Here is a 13,486-nt window from a genome sequence, read left to right on the forward strand (position 1 = left end):
TTGCTGACGGGTTGTCTGCAAGTTCTGCCGACTCGACGGGTAACTTCTGCCGACTCGGCGGTGACTTCTGGCGGCTAGGCGGTCTGCTCGCGGAGAGGGAACAGGCGGCGGAGCAGGTCGGCGATGGTCACCAGGCCCTGCAGCCGGTCGCCGTCGGCGGGGTCGGTGACCAGGGCCAGCTGGTTGCTGGTCTCCCGCATCCGCGCGAGCGCGGCGTACACCCGGGTGTCGGCCGGGAGGGCCAGCACCGGGCGGGTGAGGGCCGCGATGCCCGTGTCCTCGGCCTGCTCCAGCGTGTCGCGGACGTGGACGACCCCGACCGGGTGCCGGGTGTCGCCGACCAGGATCCGCAGGTGGCCGGTACGCCGGCTGGCGTCCTGCACGTCGGCGACCCGCGCCCCCTCGGGTACGGCGGTGAGCGGGGTGCCGCGCAGCAGGTCGCCCAGGGTCAGCGTCTCGAGCTCCAGCGCCCCCGACAGCTGGGCGGAGTACGACGCGTCCAGGGCGCCGACGTTCGCGGAGTGCTCGACCAGCTGACGCAGCCCGGCCGGGTCCTGCCCGGCGCCCATCTCGTCGACGGGCTCGACGCCCACCTTGCGCAGGCACCAGTTGGCGGCGTCGTTCAGCCCGCGCAGCAGCGGGCGGGTGAGGAACATGAAGCCGCGCATCGGGATCGCGAGCAGCGTGGCGGACCGCTCCGGGTGGGCGATCGCCCACGACTTGGGCGCCATCTCGCCGACCACGAGGTGCAGGAAGGTCACCACGATCAGCGCGAGCACGAAGCCCGCCACGTCGGCCAGCCAGAGCGCGACGCCCCAGCCCTCGAACAGCGGCGTCAGCCAGTGGTGGACGGCCGGCTTGGTGATGGCACCGAGCGCCAGCACGCTGACGGTGATGCCGAGCTGGGAGCCGGCCAGCAGCACGGTGAGCTCCGAGGAGCTGCGCAGCGCGGCGCGGGCGGAGCGGCTCGACGCGGCCGCGTCCTCGAGACGGTGCTTCTTGGCCGCCATCAGGGCGAACTCGACGGCGACGAAGAACGCGCTCAGGGCGATGATCACGACGGTGGCGACGGCCACCACGACAGGGTTCTCCATCAGGACTCCTCCTCGGCGGCGCGCTCCTCGAGCGTGACCCGCAGCAGGGCCGGGACGTGCTGCTCGACCTCGACCACCTCGATGCGCGCGACGCGCGGCGTCGGCTCCTCGTCGTGGACCAGGTCGCCGGGATCGTCGGGCAGGGGCACGATGACCACCGTGCCGGCCTCGGGCAGCCGCCCGAGCTGGGCGATGACCAGGCCGCCGAGGGTCTGGTAGTCACCCTCCGGCAGGTCCTGGTCGAGGGTCCGCTCGACCTCGTCGAGCGGCAGGTCGCCCGGCACCAGCCAGGAGTCGCCCGCGTCGTCGAGCGCGATCGGCGCGCCCTCGTCGAGGCCGTCGTGCTCGTCGGTCAGCTCGCCGACCAGCTCCTCGGCCAGGTCCTCGAGCGTGAGCACGCCGACGAAGCCGCCGTACTCGTCGACGACGGCCGCGAGCTCGTTGCGCGTGCGCGCGAGCTCCTCGAGCGCGTCGGGCAGCGCCATCCGGGTCGGGACGACGAGCGGCGGCCGGGCCACCTGGTCGAGCGTGGCGCCGGGCGCCGCGTCGAGCACGTCGATGAGGTGGACGACCCCGACGACCCCCTGCTCGGCGTCGGTCACGGGGTAGCGCGAGTGGCCGGTGCCCATCAGCCGTCGTACGTCGGCGACGGGGGTCCCGGCCGCGACCACGTCGACCCGGGTCCGGGGCACCATCGCGTGCTCGACGTCGCGGGTCGGGAAGTCCAGCACCCGGTCGAGGAGCACGGACAGCTCGGCCGGCAGGTCCCCGGTCTCGCGCGAGTCCGCGACGATGTGCTCGAGGTCGCGGGCGGTCGCGGAGTGCTCCACGTCGTGGACCGGCTCGATGCGCAGGGCGCGCAGCAGCAGGTTCGAGGACTGGTCGAAGACCCAGATCAGCGGGCCGGTCACCTTCAGGTAGCCGAGCGTCGAGCGGGCCAGCTTGTCCGCGACCGGCTCGGGCCGCGCGATGGCGAGGTTCTTGGGGAACAGCTCGCCGAAGAGCATCTGCACGATGGTCGAGAACGCCAGGGCCAGCACGGTGCCGATCGCGACGCCGACGGCCGTGGGCACGCCGACGCCGCCCAGCATCTCGCCGAGCGAGTCGCCGATCAGCGGCTCGGCGACGTACCCGACGAGCAGGCCGGTGACGGTGATGCCGAGCTGGGCGCCGGACAGCATGAACGACGTACGGCGGGTGACCCGCAGCGCGCGCTCGGCGTCGGCGTCACCGGCGGCGGCCCGGGCCTTGAGCCGCGAGCGGTCGACCGCCATGTAGGCGAACTCCTGGGCCACGAAGTAGCCGGTGGCGGCGGTGATCGCCAGCACCACCAGCAGGCCCAGGAGGAGGGAGAGGATCGTGATCATCGGCCACCCGCCTCAGTCGGAGCGAGTCGGGCGGCCTGGGATCGTCGAGGCTTCTTCTTGCGCATGGTCCACGGTAAACGAGCGGGGGATCCCGGGAGTTCCGCGCGCGGGTACTCCCGGGATCCAGCCTCACCGGCGGACGAGCAGGTCCACCCGGCGGTTGGCACCGCGCTCCGGGGCGGTGCCGCCGATCATGACCGGGCGCTGCGGACCGAACCCGACCGTGCGGGTCCTCACGTCGCGCCGCCGCTCCAGGACCGCGCACACCTTCTGCGCCCGCTTCACCGACAGCCGCTGCTCGTTGCTCAGGTTGCCGGCGTAGTCGGCGTACCCCTCGCAGGTGACGGCACGGACCCGCTTCAGGCTGCGGGCGACGGCCGCCAGCTTCTGACGTCCGGCCGGGGTGAGCTTCGCCGAGTCGAACCGGAAGAGCCCGGTCAGCTGCACGGCCTGTCCGGCGCTGAGCTGGCGTCCGCGGACCTGGCGCGGCGCAACGGCCAGCGTTCCGTCGGAGGCGCGGTGCAGCGCCCTGGTCGCCCGCGCGGGACCGCCGATCCGCTTCGGGTCCGACGGGACCGGGGCCAGCTTCCGGCGCTGCTCGCGGCTCAGTGGGTCGCGGTACCACCGCGTCGCCGCGACGGGCCGCACCGCGCGCGTCGGAGCGGACTCGAGCGAGTCGCCGTTCGCGTTGGTGGCCTGGACCGTGAACCGGTAGCTCGTGCCGTTGCGCAGCCCGCCGACGGTGCAGGGGCTGGCGGCGCAGGTCCTCGTGACGCCCGCCGGGCGCGAGGTCACCGTGTAGGAGGTGACCGGCGATCCGCCGTCGTCCGACGGGGCGGCGAACGTGACGACCGCCTTGCGGTCGCCGGCCTTCACGGACGCGCGGGTGGGCGCGCCCGGGACGCCGACGGGAGTCACCTTCGCCGACGGGTCCGAGGCCGCCGAGCCGCCGGCCCGGTTGGTGGCGACGACGGTGAAGGAGTACGCCGTCCCGTTGCGCAGACCGCGGACGAGGCACGGGCTGACGGGGCAGGTCGCACCCGCGCCGCCCGGGTGGGCCGACACCGTGTACGACGTGACCGCCGCGCCACCGTCGTACTCCGGAGCGGTGAACGAGACCTGCGCCTCGCGGTTGCCCCGCTGGGCCGACACGTTCGTCGGCACGCCCGGAGCCGTGGCCGGGGTGACCTCCGTCGACGCCGCCGACTCGGCGGAGTCGCCCACCTCGTTGGTCGCGTGGACCGTGAAGGTGTACGCCGTGCCGTTGTCGAGACCCTCGACCGTGCACGGGCTGTCGGGGCACGTCGCCGTCGCCTCGCCCGGGCTCGCCGTGACCGTGTAGGAGGTGATCGGGCTGCCGCCGTCGTACTCCGGAGCGGTGAACGAGACCTCCGCCGTACCGTGGCCGCCCTGCGCCGACACGTGCGTGGGCGCGCCGGGCGCGCCGACGGGGGTCACGGCGGTCGAGGCGTCCGACTCGGGAGAGTCGCCGACCTCGTTGGTCGCCACGACCGTGAAGGTGTACGCCGTGCCGTTGTCCAGGCCCTCGACCGTGCACGGGCTGTCCGCGCACGTCGCCGTCGCCTCACCGGGGCTCGCGGTCACGGTGTAGGACGTGATCGTGGAGCCGCCGTTGCCGGACGGCGCGGTGAACGAGACCTGCGCCTCGCCGTCGCCGGCCTGGGCCGAGACGTGGATCGGGGCACCGGGCGTCGTGGCCGGGGTGACCGCGGTCGAGGCGTCCGACTCGGGAGAGTCGCCGACCTCGTTGGTCGCCACGACCGTGAAGGTGTACGCCGTCCCGTTGTCGAGACCCTCGACCGTGCACGGGCTGCCGGCGCACGTCGCGGACTCCCCGCCCGGGTCGGCCGTCACCGTGTAGGACGTGATCGGGGTGCCGCCGTCGGTCCCCGGGGCGGTGAAGGACACCTCCGCCTCGCCGTTCCCGGGCTGGGCCGACACGTGCGTGGGCACGCCCGGCACTCGGACCGGGGTCACCGCGGCCGACGCGTCCGAGCGGCGGAGTCGCCGACCTCGTTGGTCGCCACGACCGTGAAGGTGTACGCCGTCCCGTTGTCCAGGCCGTCGACCGTGCACGGGCTGCCCGCACACGTCGCCGTCGCGTCACCCGGGCTCGCGGTCACGGTGTAGGACGTGATGGCCGAGCCGCCGTTGCCGGACGGTGCGGTGAACGAGACCTGCGCCTCGCCGTCGCCCGGCTGGGCCGACACGCCGGTCGGAGCACCGGGCGTCGTGGCCGGGGTGACCGCGGTCGAGGCGTCCGACTCAGCGGAGTCGCCGACCTCGTTGGTCGCGTGGACCGTGAACGTGTACGCCGTCCCGTTGTCGAGACCCTCGACCGTGCACGGGCTGCCGGCGCATGTCGCGGACTCCCCGCCCGGGTCGGCCGTCACCGTGTAGGACGTGATCGGGGTGCCGCCGTCCTTCCCCGGGGCGGTGAAGGACACCTCCGCCTCGCCGTTCCCGGGCTGGGCCGACACGCTCGTGGGCACGCCGGGCGCGCCGACGGGAGTCACCGCGCTCGACGGAGCGGACTCGGCGGAGTCGCCGATCTCGTTGGTCGCCACGGCCGTGAAGGTGTACGCCGTGCCGTTGTCCAGGCCGTCGACGGTGCAGGGGCTGCCGGGGCAGGTCGCGGACTCGCCACCCGGGTCGGCCGTCACCGTGTACGACGTGACCGCCGAGCCGCCGTTGCCGGCGGGCGCGGTGAAGGACACCGTCGCCTCACCGTCGCCGGCCAGGGCCGACACGCCGGTCGGGGCACCGGGCGTCGTCGCCGGCGTGACCGCTGTCGAGGCCGCGGACGCGGCGGAGTCGCCGTTCTCGTTGGTGGCGTGAACGGTGAACGTGTACGACGTCCCGTTGTCCAGGCCGTCGACCGTGCAGGGGCTGCCGGGGCAGGTCGCGGACTCGCCACCCGGGTCGGCCGTCACCGTGTACGACGTGATCGCCGAGCCACCGTCGTTGGCGGGTGCGGTGAACGACACCGTCGCCTCGCCGTCACCCGGAGCTGCGGTGACGCCGGTGGGCGCGCCGGGGACGGCGAGCCCGTTGAAGGTCATCATGACCGAGCCGACCGCGCCGTCGCCGGCGACCAGGCCGGGCAGCTGGATGCCGCCGGTGCCGGGCTGGACCGCGATGTCCGCGTCGCCGACGAAGACCGACGCCAGCGAGGACCCGCCGCCGCCGCCGGCCTCGTAGATGTTCAGGATGCCCTGGTTGCCCGTGGCGCCGCCGCCACCGCCGCCGTATCCTCCGCCGCCGCTGCCGCCGGCCGAGTTGTTCGGGTACGTGCCGCCGGCACCGCCCGCGGCGATCGTGGGCGTCGTCGGGTTGTTGCTCCCGCCGGGCGCACCGGCGGAGTAGTTGCCGGCGCCGCCCGCACCACCCGTGGGGCCGTTGCCCGGCTGGCCGCCCGCGGCGAGCCCCGGGTTCTCGCTCGTCCCGGCGAACCCGGCGTCGCCGCCGTCGCCGTTGTAGGCGCCACCGCCACCGCCGCCGGCGATCGCCAGCTTGGCGATCAGGTTCTGGTTGGTGTCGAGCGCGATGATGCCCGACCCGCCGCCACCGTAGCCGAGGCCGTTGTTGTTGCCGCGACCCGCGGCACCGACGATCACCCGCAGGTAGGCGGTGCCCGACGGGAGGCTCAGCAGGCCGGTGACCACGCCGGCGTCACCACCGACGTGCAAGCGCGCGGGATAGCCGGCGCCGCCGCCGGCGCCGACCACCGCGATGTCCATGTCGGTGGTCCCGGCGGGCACGGCGATGGTGTAGCTGCCGGCCGTCGTACACGTCACCGAGTCCTGCACGGCCGGCGTCGCGCCGTCGATGCAGGCCACGGGGGCGGCCAATGCCGCCGGCGCGGTGAGGACGACGGCGGCACCGCTGGCCACCAGCGCGGTGACGGTGGCGACGGCCATCCCGGTACGCCGACGCGTGGCTCCGAAGCGCTCGCCCTTGGCCGCGGGACGCACCTGATCTGAAGACAGCATGTCCCCTGGATCGGCACCCTTCGGACGATCGTGAGCGCACGGACGTCCTTCCACCCTTCGGGGTGAACCGCCCTCAGCCTGGTCGTCCCGACGGCGAGCGGGCCGGCACCCGGTCGAGCACGTCGCGGGCGAGCATCGTCGAGCCGGCGACGGCGGCGGGCATCACGGCGACGGCGCCGAACGGGACGAGGAAGAACGCCTGGGTCGCCAGGCCGAGCCCGAGGACGGCCGACCGGTGGGGGCGCAGCAGGTCGCGGCGGGCGGCGCGGTCCAGCCCGCGGGCCTCCAGCGGACGGCTGACGAGCTCGCCGGCGAGCACCCGGCCGGCCACCACGAAGCCCAGCGCCACACCGGCGATCGCGCCGACGACGGGAAGGAAGCCGATGACGATCAGCACGACGGCGGTGAGCAGGCCGTACGCCATCAGCACCAGGCCGTCGCGCACCGACCGCCAGAAGCCCGGACCCTCGTCCGGCACGTCGCCGCCCAGCATGAGCTCGGTCTCCTTCCAGATCCGCTCGTAGAAGGGGTCGCCGATCGCCAGGGTGAGGGCGGTGAAGGTCGCGATCGCGAGCAGGACGGCCCCGACGACGGTCAGGACCGCCAGCCCGAGACGCAGCACGGTCGCGCCCGTGCCCCAGCCGTCGGCGAACGGCGTCAGCCAGGCCACCAGGTCGCTCACCGTGAGCGCCAGCGCGACCAGCGACCCGCCCACCAGGACCAGCACGATCAGGGCCGGCACCATGCCCAGCAGCATCAGCCCGGGCCGGGTGCGCCACAGGCCGAAGCCCTTCACGACGTACGCCGCCCCCTGCGCGAAGCCGACGGGTCCGCCGAGGGGTCCGCCCATGCCGGTCAGCGCTTCCGGGGGCGCGCGTGCTCGATGGCCTCCAGCTCCTCCGGCGACAGCTGCTGGTCGCAGGTCCAGCCGACGATGCTCTTGGCGTAGGTCCGGGCCTCGGAGCGGCCGTGGATGGACGTGAGTACGACCCCGTGACCCGAGTCGTCCAGCAGTGCCACCGACCAGGACAGGTGACCGCCCATGTCGCCGAACGCGTCGTACCGCACGACGGCCAGGTGGCGCAGCGCGTCCTTGGCCTCGGCGCGCAGGGCGGCGACCTCCTGGCGCAGGCCGTGCACGTCCTCGGGGAGCGCGTCGGCGGTCGGCGTACGACGTCCCGCGCGCGCCTGGCGGAGCACCACCAGGGACAGGACCAGCGCGATCAGCGCGACGACCAACGAGAGCACGGCGAGCACGTCCACTCCCCGACCCTAGACTTCCGGCGTGACCGATCGACGACGCATCGCCTACCAGGGCGAGCCCGGCGCCAACTCCCACCAGGTGTGCGTGCAGCACTACCCCGACTGGGAGTCGCTGCCGTGCGCGTCGTTCGAGGACGTCTTCGCCGCCGTCGAAGCCGGCGAGGCCGACCTGGCGATGATCCCGATCGACAACTCGATCGCCGGCCGGGTGGCCGACATCCACCACTTCCTGCCCGCGTCCGGGCTGCACATCGTGGCCGAGCACTTCCTGCGGATCCGGTTCCACCTGATGGCGGTGCCGGGGGCCACGCTGTCGGACATCAGCACCGTGCACAGCCACGTCCACGCCCTCGGCCAGTGCCGCAAGATCATCCGCGAGCACGGCCTGAAGCCGGTCATCTCGGGCGACACCGCGGGCGCGGCCCGCGAGGTCGCCGAGGCGGCCGACCCGACCCAGGCGGCCATCTCGCCGCCGCTGGCCGCGGAGATCTACGGCCTGGAGATCCTTGCGCAGGACGTCGAGGACGAGGACCACAACACCACCCGCTTCGTCGTGCTCTCCCGCGAGCTCGTCGAGGCCGCGCCGGGCAACGGCCCGGTCGTCACCAGCTTCATCTTCAACGTCCGCAACCTGCCGGCCGCCCTCTACAAGGCGCTCGGCGGCTTCGCGACCAACGGCGTGAACATGACCAAGCTGGAGAGCTACATGGTGGACGGCAAGTTCACCGCCACCCAGTTCCTCGCCGAGGTCGACGGCCACCCCGCCGACCCCGGGCTCGCCCGGGCGCTCGAGGAGCTGCAGTTCTTCACCACCGAGGTGAAGATCCTGGGCGTCTATCCCGCGGACGCGTTCCGCTCCTGAGGGTTCAGCCTGCCGGGGGCGCCGTCGGCCCGCGCCCGCAGGGGGCGCGATTGGTGACCAAACGGCAACTATTCCGGCGCTGAGTTGTCGTTGGTGACCAATCGGCACCCCTGGCGGCGTACCGGCGAGCGGACCGGCCCCGCGCACCGGCCCGGGTGACGCCGGATAGATTTCCGGGGTGGACCAGCCCGACCGCCGTACCGCCGATCTCGGCTTCGCCCGCGTCGATGTCGACCGCGCGGCGCGCACCGGGGACCCCGAGGTCGTGTACGGCGAGGGCAAGACGCCCGACCAGGTCGTGGCGATCCTGCGGACCCTGCACGAGCGGCACCCCGACCGCGCGGTGCTCGCCACCCGGCTCTCCCCCGATGCGCTCGCGGTGGTCGCCCGCGACCTGCCCGGCGCCGCGCTCGACCCGGTCGCCCGGGCGGTCACCCTCGGGCCGCTGCCGACGCCCGTCGGCACCGTCGCGGTCGTCAGCGCCGGCACCTCCGACGCCCCGGTCGCCGCCGAGGCCGCGCTGACCATCCGGGTGCACGGCGGCGGTGTGGACCGCATCGACGACGTCGGCGTCGCGGGCCTGCACCGCGTCCTCGGCGTCCGCGACCGGCTCGCGGAGGCCGACTGCCTGGTCGTCGTCGCGGGCATGGAGGGCGCGCTGCCGTCGGTCGTCGGCGGGCTGACCGGCGTACCCCTGGTCGCCGTCCCCACGAGCGTCGGGTACGGCGCCTCGCTCGGCGGCGTCACCGCCCTGCTGGCCATGCTCAACTCCTGCGCCCCCGGCGTCACGGTCGTGAACATCGACAACGGGTACGGCGCGGGCGTGTTCGCCGCCCGGGTCGCCCGTCAGTCGGCGCGGCGATGAGCCGCATGCTCTGGTTCGACGCCTCCTCCGGGGCCAGCGGCGACATGCTGCTCGGCGCCCTCGCGGGGGCCGGCGTACCTCTCGAGGTGCTGCAGGCGGCCGTCGACGCGGTGGCACCGGAACCGGTGGCGCTGAGCCTGGAGCGGGTCACCCGCAACGGCCTCGCCGCGACCCGCTGCCACGTCGCGGTCGCGGAGTCCCACCACCACCGGACCTGGCGCGACGTCCGCACGCTGCTCGACCGCGCCGACCTCGACATCGCGGTGCGCGACCTGGCCCAGCGGGTCTTCGAGCGCCTCGCGGTCGCCGAGGGCGCGGTGCACGGCGTACCCGCCGACGAGGTGCACTTCCACGAGGTCGGCGCGCTCGACGCCATCGCCGACGTCGTCGGGGTGGCCGCCGGCCTGGTGCACCTGGGCGCCGAGACGGTCGTTATCAGCCCGGTCGCGGTCGGCTCCGGCACGATCCGGGCCGCCCACGGCACCCTCCCCGTCCCGCCGCCCGCGGTCGCCGAGCTGCTGCGCGGCGTCCCGTCGTACGCCGGCCCTCCCGGCGCTCCCGCTATGGAGCTGTGCACGCCCACGGGTGCGGCCGTCCTCACCGCCGTCGCGACCTCGTGGGGTCCGCAGCCGCCGATGGTGACCGAGACGGTCGGCGTCGGCGCCGGCGGCCGCGATCCCGAGGGGCACGCGAACGTCCTGCGGCTGATGGTCGGCGGTCCCGTCGAGAGAGCGACCGAGGTGACCACCGAGCTCGTCCTCGAAGCCAACGTCGACGACCTCGACCCCCGGCTGTGGCCGACGGTGCTGGACGCGCTGCTCGCGGCCGGTGCCGCCGACGCCTGGCTGACGCCGATCCTGATGAAGAAGGGCCGGCCGGCCCACACCCTGCACGTCCTCGTCGCGCCCGAGCGGGCGGCCGGCGTACGCGACGTGGTGTTCCGCGAGACCACCACCATCGGCCTGCGCGAGCACGCCGTCACCAAGCGGGCGCTGGACCGCGCGCACGTCGACGTCGTCGTGGGCGGTCAGGTCGTGTCGGTGAAGGTCGCCCGGCTCGAGGGCCGCGTCGTCAACGCTCAACCGGAGTACGACGACGTCGCGCGCGCCGCGGTCGCCCTCGGCCGCCCGGCCCGCGACGTCCTCGAGGACGCGCGCGCGACGTTCTGGGCGGAGCACGCCTGATGGATCTCGGTGCCCTCGCGCTCACCTTCGGCGCGATCTTCCTGGTCGAGCTGCCGGACAAGACCTTCCTGGCGACGCTGGTGCTGGCGACCCGGTACCGGCCGATCCTGGTGTGGATCGGGGTCGGGCTGGCGTTCGCCGTCCAGACGACCGTCGCGGTGCTGCTCGGTCACGCGGTGTCGTTCCTGCCGGAGTCCGTGGTCCAGGCGGCCGCCGCCGTGATGTTCGGGATCGGGGCGGTGCTGCTGTTCCGCGAGTCGCGGGCGCACCGACGTGAGGCGGAGGCGGACGACGGCTCGGAGTTCGTCGAGAAGGCCAAGCCCGCGACCGGGTTCGGGGCCGTGGTGGCGTCGTTCCTGGTCCTCTTCGCAGCCGAGTGGGGCGACCTGTCCCAGCTGCTGACGATCTCGCTGGTCGCGCGCTACGAGGCGCCGTTCGAGGTCTGGCTCGGCGCCCTCGGCGCCCTGCTCGCGGTCAGCGGCCTCGCCGTCCTCGCGGGGCGGTGGCTGATGCAGCGGATCAAGCTGCACGTGCTCTTCGCCATCGGCGGCACGGTCTGCCTGGTGCTGCTCGGGCTGGTGCTGTGGGAGCTGCTCGGCTGAGGCGGACCGTCGGCACCCCGGTCTACAGTCGGGTCATGACGTCCCCGGGCGCCGCGCACGGCGCGAGCAGCGAGGTCGGCCGCCTGCGGACGGTCCTGCTCCACCGCCCGGGCAACGAGCTGCGGCGCCTCACCCCGCGCAACAACGACCGCCTGCTCTTCGACGGCATCCCATGGGTGGCCCGCGCGCAGGACGAGCACGACGCGTTCGCCGAGGCGCTGCGCGCGCGCGACGTCGAGGTCCTCTACCTCACCGACCTGCTCACCGAGACCCTGGAGAGCGCGGAGGCGCGCGACGACGCCATCACCTCGGCGCTGTCCGGGCTGCACCTCGGCGACACGATGCGCGGCTACCTGGCCGGCTTCCTGCGGGAGGCGTCCCCGGCCGAGCTGACCGGCTACCTCACCGCCGGCATCCGCAACGACGAGGTGCGTGGCGGCTTCGGGCTGGTCACCGCGCTGCTCGACCCCCACGACTTCCTCGTCGACCCGCTGCCCAACCTGCTCTTCACCCGCGACTCCAGCGTCTGGGTCCGCGACCGGGTGGCCATCACCTCCCTGTCGATGCCCGCCCGCAAGCGCGAGACCCAGCTGACCGAGCTGATCTACACCCGACATCCGCGCTTCGCGGGCACCAGCCGGATCCACGGCTGGCACAGCGAGTACGTCGAGGGCGGCGACGTACTCCTCCTCGCGCCGGGCGTGATCGCCGTCGGCGTCGGGGAGCGTACGACGCCCGCCGGCGTCGAGCGGTTCGCCCGCCAGGCGTTCGAGGCCGGCCTGGCCCACACCGTGCTCGCCGTCCCGATCGCCCAGGAGCGGGCGACCATGCACCTCGACACGGTCTGCACGATGGTCGACGTCGACAAGATCGTGATGTACCCCAACGTCGCCGACTCGCTCCAGGCCCACGCCGTCACGGTCGCCGCCGACGACGACTCCGGGCTGACCCTCCGCGTGGCCGACGCCGAGCCGTTCCTGGTCGCCGCGGCCAAGGCGATGCAGATCGACACCCTGCACCAGATCGACACCGGCCTCGACCCGGTCACCGCCGAGCGCGAGCAGTGGGACGACGGCAACAACACCCTCGCCCTCGCCCCCCGCGTCGCCGTCGCCTACGAGCGCAACGACGAGACCAACGCGCGCCTCGAGGACGCCGGCATCGAGGTCGTCCGGATCGCCGGCTCCGAGCTCGGCTCCGGCCGCGGCGGGCCGCGGTGCATGAGCTGCCCGGTCACGCGGGATCCGCTGCCGGCCTGAGCCCCGGCTCAGGGAAGGTAGGGGTCCGGAAGCATCGCGGCCGAGCCCGGTCCACCGCGGACGCGCTCGCAGGCACCGGTCGTGGCGTCGCAGCGCAACAGGCCGAGTCGGCGCTGCGACCCGTGGGCCTCGAGGAGGATGCTCGTCGGCGACTCCCACGCGATCAGCCCGGCCAGGACGCCCGCGGGCGTACGCAGCCCGACCTCCTCACCGTCGACTCCCGCCACGCTCCAGCCACCACTCTGATAGGCATACCGGCGCCCGTCGTCAGACCAGGTTCCGCCTTCGATCGGCGGCACGGTTCGAGGCCAGACCGGGCCGCCGGGCCAGGGTTCCAGGACGGCTGTCTCCTCGCGCACCGTCTCCGGCTCCTCGCCCGGAGTCCAGGCCCCCCACCACCGCGCCCGGTCCCGCACCGCCGTCAGCAGCACCCGCCCGTCGGCGCGGATCCCGCGCACGGTCACGGCACCCACCCGCTCGTGGGGACTGACCGGCTCGTCCGTCGTCCAGGTCCCGGCCACGCGCCCCGAGGCCACGTCGTACGCCGTGATCCGCTGCAGCTCGTCGTCGACCTCGGTCCACGCCACCCGGCGCCCGTCCGTACCGACCAGCGGGTTGATCGGGGCCGCGCCGGTCACCAGGGGCACCAGGTCCCCCTCCCGGACCAGGTGCCATTCCGCCCCGTGCCCGATCCTCGTCCGCCCGACCACGGTCGTCCCGCCGCGGTGCACGATCATGCTCAGCCGGGTGCGGATCGTGGTGCCGTCGACGTGCAGCACCCCGTCGTGCCACCACGGCACGCCGGTCGGCGGGCCCTCCGGAAGGGCCGCGTACGCCGGCGACGTCGGGTTGGCGGGAGGTGCCGCCACCCGGTCCGGCTCGGACGCGGGTGCGGCCACCTCTCCGCATCCGGACAGCGCGAACAGGGCGACCAGCGTCGCAGGCAGGATCCGCATCACGCACGAGGGGACGCGTCC

Annotated in this window: 12 protein-coding genes; 5 read left to right on the top strand and 7 right to left on the bottom strand. The window is 74.1% G+C overall.

Annotated elements, in window-relative coordinates; genetic code table 11:
• Window positions 1–74: 74 nt before the first annotated feature.
• The 6 genes from VMF51_RS24040 to VMF51_RS24065 form a co-directional block, all read right to left on the bottom strand.
• Window positions 75–1,094, bottom strand: a complete 1,020-nt coding sequence (locus tag VMF51_RS24040) for a hemolysin family protein (protein ID WP_325477019.1) — start codon at window positions 1,092–1,094, stop codon at window positions 75–77.
• The gene (locus tag VMF51_RS24045; RefSeq protein WP_325477020.1) at window positions 1,094–2,461 is read right to left on the bottom strand and encodes a hemolysin family protein; all 1,368 of its coding nucleotides are present in this window, start codon (window positions 2,459–2,461) and stop codon (window positions 1,094–1,096) included. The genes VMF51_RS24040 and VMF51_RS24045 overlap by 1 nt, the downstream gene beginning before the upstream one ends.
• Window positions 2,462–2,590: 129 nt before the next feature.
• A complete protein-coding gene (locus tag VMF51_RS24050; protein WP_325477021.1) occupies window positions 2,591–4,435 on the bottom strand; it encodes a fibronectin type III domain-containing protein in 1,845 nt (614 codons plus the stop codon).
• Window positions 4,436–4,455: 20 nt separating this feature from the next.
• On the bottom strand, window positions 4,456–6,474 hold the full coding sequence (locus tag VMF51_RS24055) for a fibronectin type III domain-containing protein (protein WP_325477022.1): 2,019 nt from the start codon (window positions 6,472–6,474) through the stop codon (window positions 4,456–4,458).
• Between the two features lie 73 nt (window positions 6,475–6,547).
• A complete protein-coding gene (locus tag VMF51_RS24060; RefSeq protein ID WP_325477023.1) occupies window positions 6,548–7,324 on the bottom strand; it encodes an EI24 domain-containing protein in 777 nt (258 codons plus the stop codon).
• Between the two features lie 5 nt (window positions 7,325–7,329).
• Window positions 7,330–7,737, bottom strand: a complete 408-nt coding sequence (locus VMF51_RS24065) for a DUF4446 family protein (protein WP_325477024.1) — start codon at window positions 7,735–7,737, stop codon at window positions 7,330–7,332.
• 22 nt (window positions 7,738–7,759) lie between these two features.
• On the opposite strand from VMF51_RS24065, the gene VMF51_RS24070 reads away from it, so the two are divergent.
• The 5 genes from VMF51_RS24070 to VMF51_RS24090 all read left to right on the top strand — a co-directional run bounded on the left by VMF51_RS24070 (window position 7,760) and on the right by VMF51_RS24090 (window position 12,509).
• Window positions 7,760–8,599, top strand: coding sequence for a prephenate dehydratase (locus tag VMF51_RS24070; protein WP_325477025.1), 840 nt, complete (start codon window positions 7,760–7,762; stop codon window positions 8,597–8,599).
• Window positions 8,600–8,777: 178 nt separating this feature from the next.
• Window positions 8,778–9,464, top strand: coding sequence for a nickel pincer cofactor biosynthesis protein LarB (gene larB / locus VMF51_RS24075; protein ID WP_325477026.1), 687 nt, complete (start codon window positions 8,778–8,780; stop codon window positions 9,462–9,464).
• Window positions 9,461–10,648: a nickel pincer cofactor biosynthesis protein LarC gene (gene larC, locus VMF51_RS24080; RefSeq protein WP_325477027.1), complete on the top strand. Its 1,188-nt coding sequence runs from the start codon at window positions 9,461–9,463 to the stop codon at window positions 10,646–10,648. The genes larB and larC overlap by 4 nt, the downstream gene beginning before the upstream one ends.
• Window positions 10,648–11,250, top strand: coding sequence for a TMEM165/GDT1 family protein (locus VMF51_RS24085; RefSeq protein ID WP_325477028.1), 603 nt, complete (start codon window positions 10,648–10,650; stop codon window positions 11,248–11,250). The genes larC and VMF51_RS24085 overlap by 1 nt, the downstream gene beginning before the upstream one ends.
• Before the next feature lie 35 nt (window positions 11,251–11,285).
• Window positions 11,286–12,509 carry an arginine deiminase gene (locus VMF51_RS24090; protein WP_325477029.1) on the top strand — a complete coding sequence of 408 codons (1,224 nt, stop codon included), beginning with the start codon at window positions 11,286–11,288 and terminating at the stop codon, window positions 12,507–12,509.
• Window positions 12,510–12,517: 8 nt separating this feature from the next.
• On the opposite strand, the gene VMF51_RS24095 is transcribed toward VMF51_RS24090, so the two are convergent.
• Entirely contained in the window at window positions 12,518–13,465 is a 948-nt protein-coding gene (locus tag VMF51_RS24095) for a hypothetical protein (RefSeq protein ID WP_325477030.1), read from the bottom strand.
• Window positions 13,466–13,486: the final 21 nt, after the last annotated feature.

The organism is Nocardioides sp. (assembly GCF_035503875.1).
Taxonomy (GTDB): domain Bacteria; phylum Actinomycetota; class Actinomycetes; order Propionibacteriales; family Nocardioidaceae; genus Nocardioides.

Bases quoted from the DNA above. Each gene is read 5' to 3' on its own strand.
- VMF51_RS24040 (WP_325477019.1), bottom strand. From the start codon at position 1,094: ATGGAGAACCCTGTCGTGGTGGCCGTCGCCACCGTCGTGATCATCGCC.
- VMF51_RS24090 (WP_325477029.1), top strand. From the start codon at position 11,286: ATGACGTCCCCGGGCGCCGCGCACGGCGCGAGCAGCGAGGTCGGCCGC.
- VMF51_RS24060 (WP_325477023.1), bottom strand. From the start codon at position 7,324: ATGGGCGGACCCCTCGGCGGACCCGTCGGCTTCGCGCAGGGGGCGGCG.
- VMF51_RS24045 (WP_325477020.1), bottom strand. From the start codon at position 2,461: ATGATCACGATCCTCTCCCTCCTCCTGGGCCTGCTGGTGGTGCTGGCG.
- larC (WP_325477027.1), top strand. From the start codon at position 9,461: ATGAGCCGCATGCTCTGGTTCGACGCCTCCTCCGGGGCCAGCGGCGAC.
- VMF51_RS24085 (WP_325477028.1), top strand. From the start codon at position 10,648: ATGGATCTCGGTGCCCTCGCGCTCACCTTCGGCGCGATCTTCCTGGTC.
- VMF51_RS24055 (WP_325477022.1), bottom strand. From the start codon at position 6,474: ATGCTGTCTTCAGATCAGGTGCGTCCCGCGGCCAAGGGCGAGCGCTTC.
- VMF51_RS24095 (WP_325477030.1), bottom strand. From the start codon at position 13,465: ATGCGGATCCTGCCTGCGACGCTGGTCGCCCTGTTCGCGCTGTCCGGA.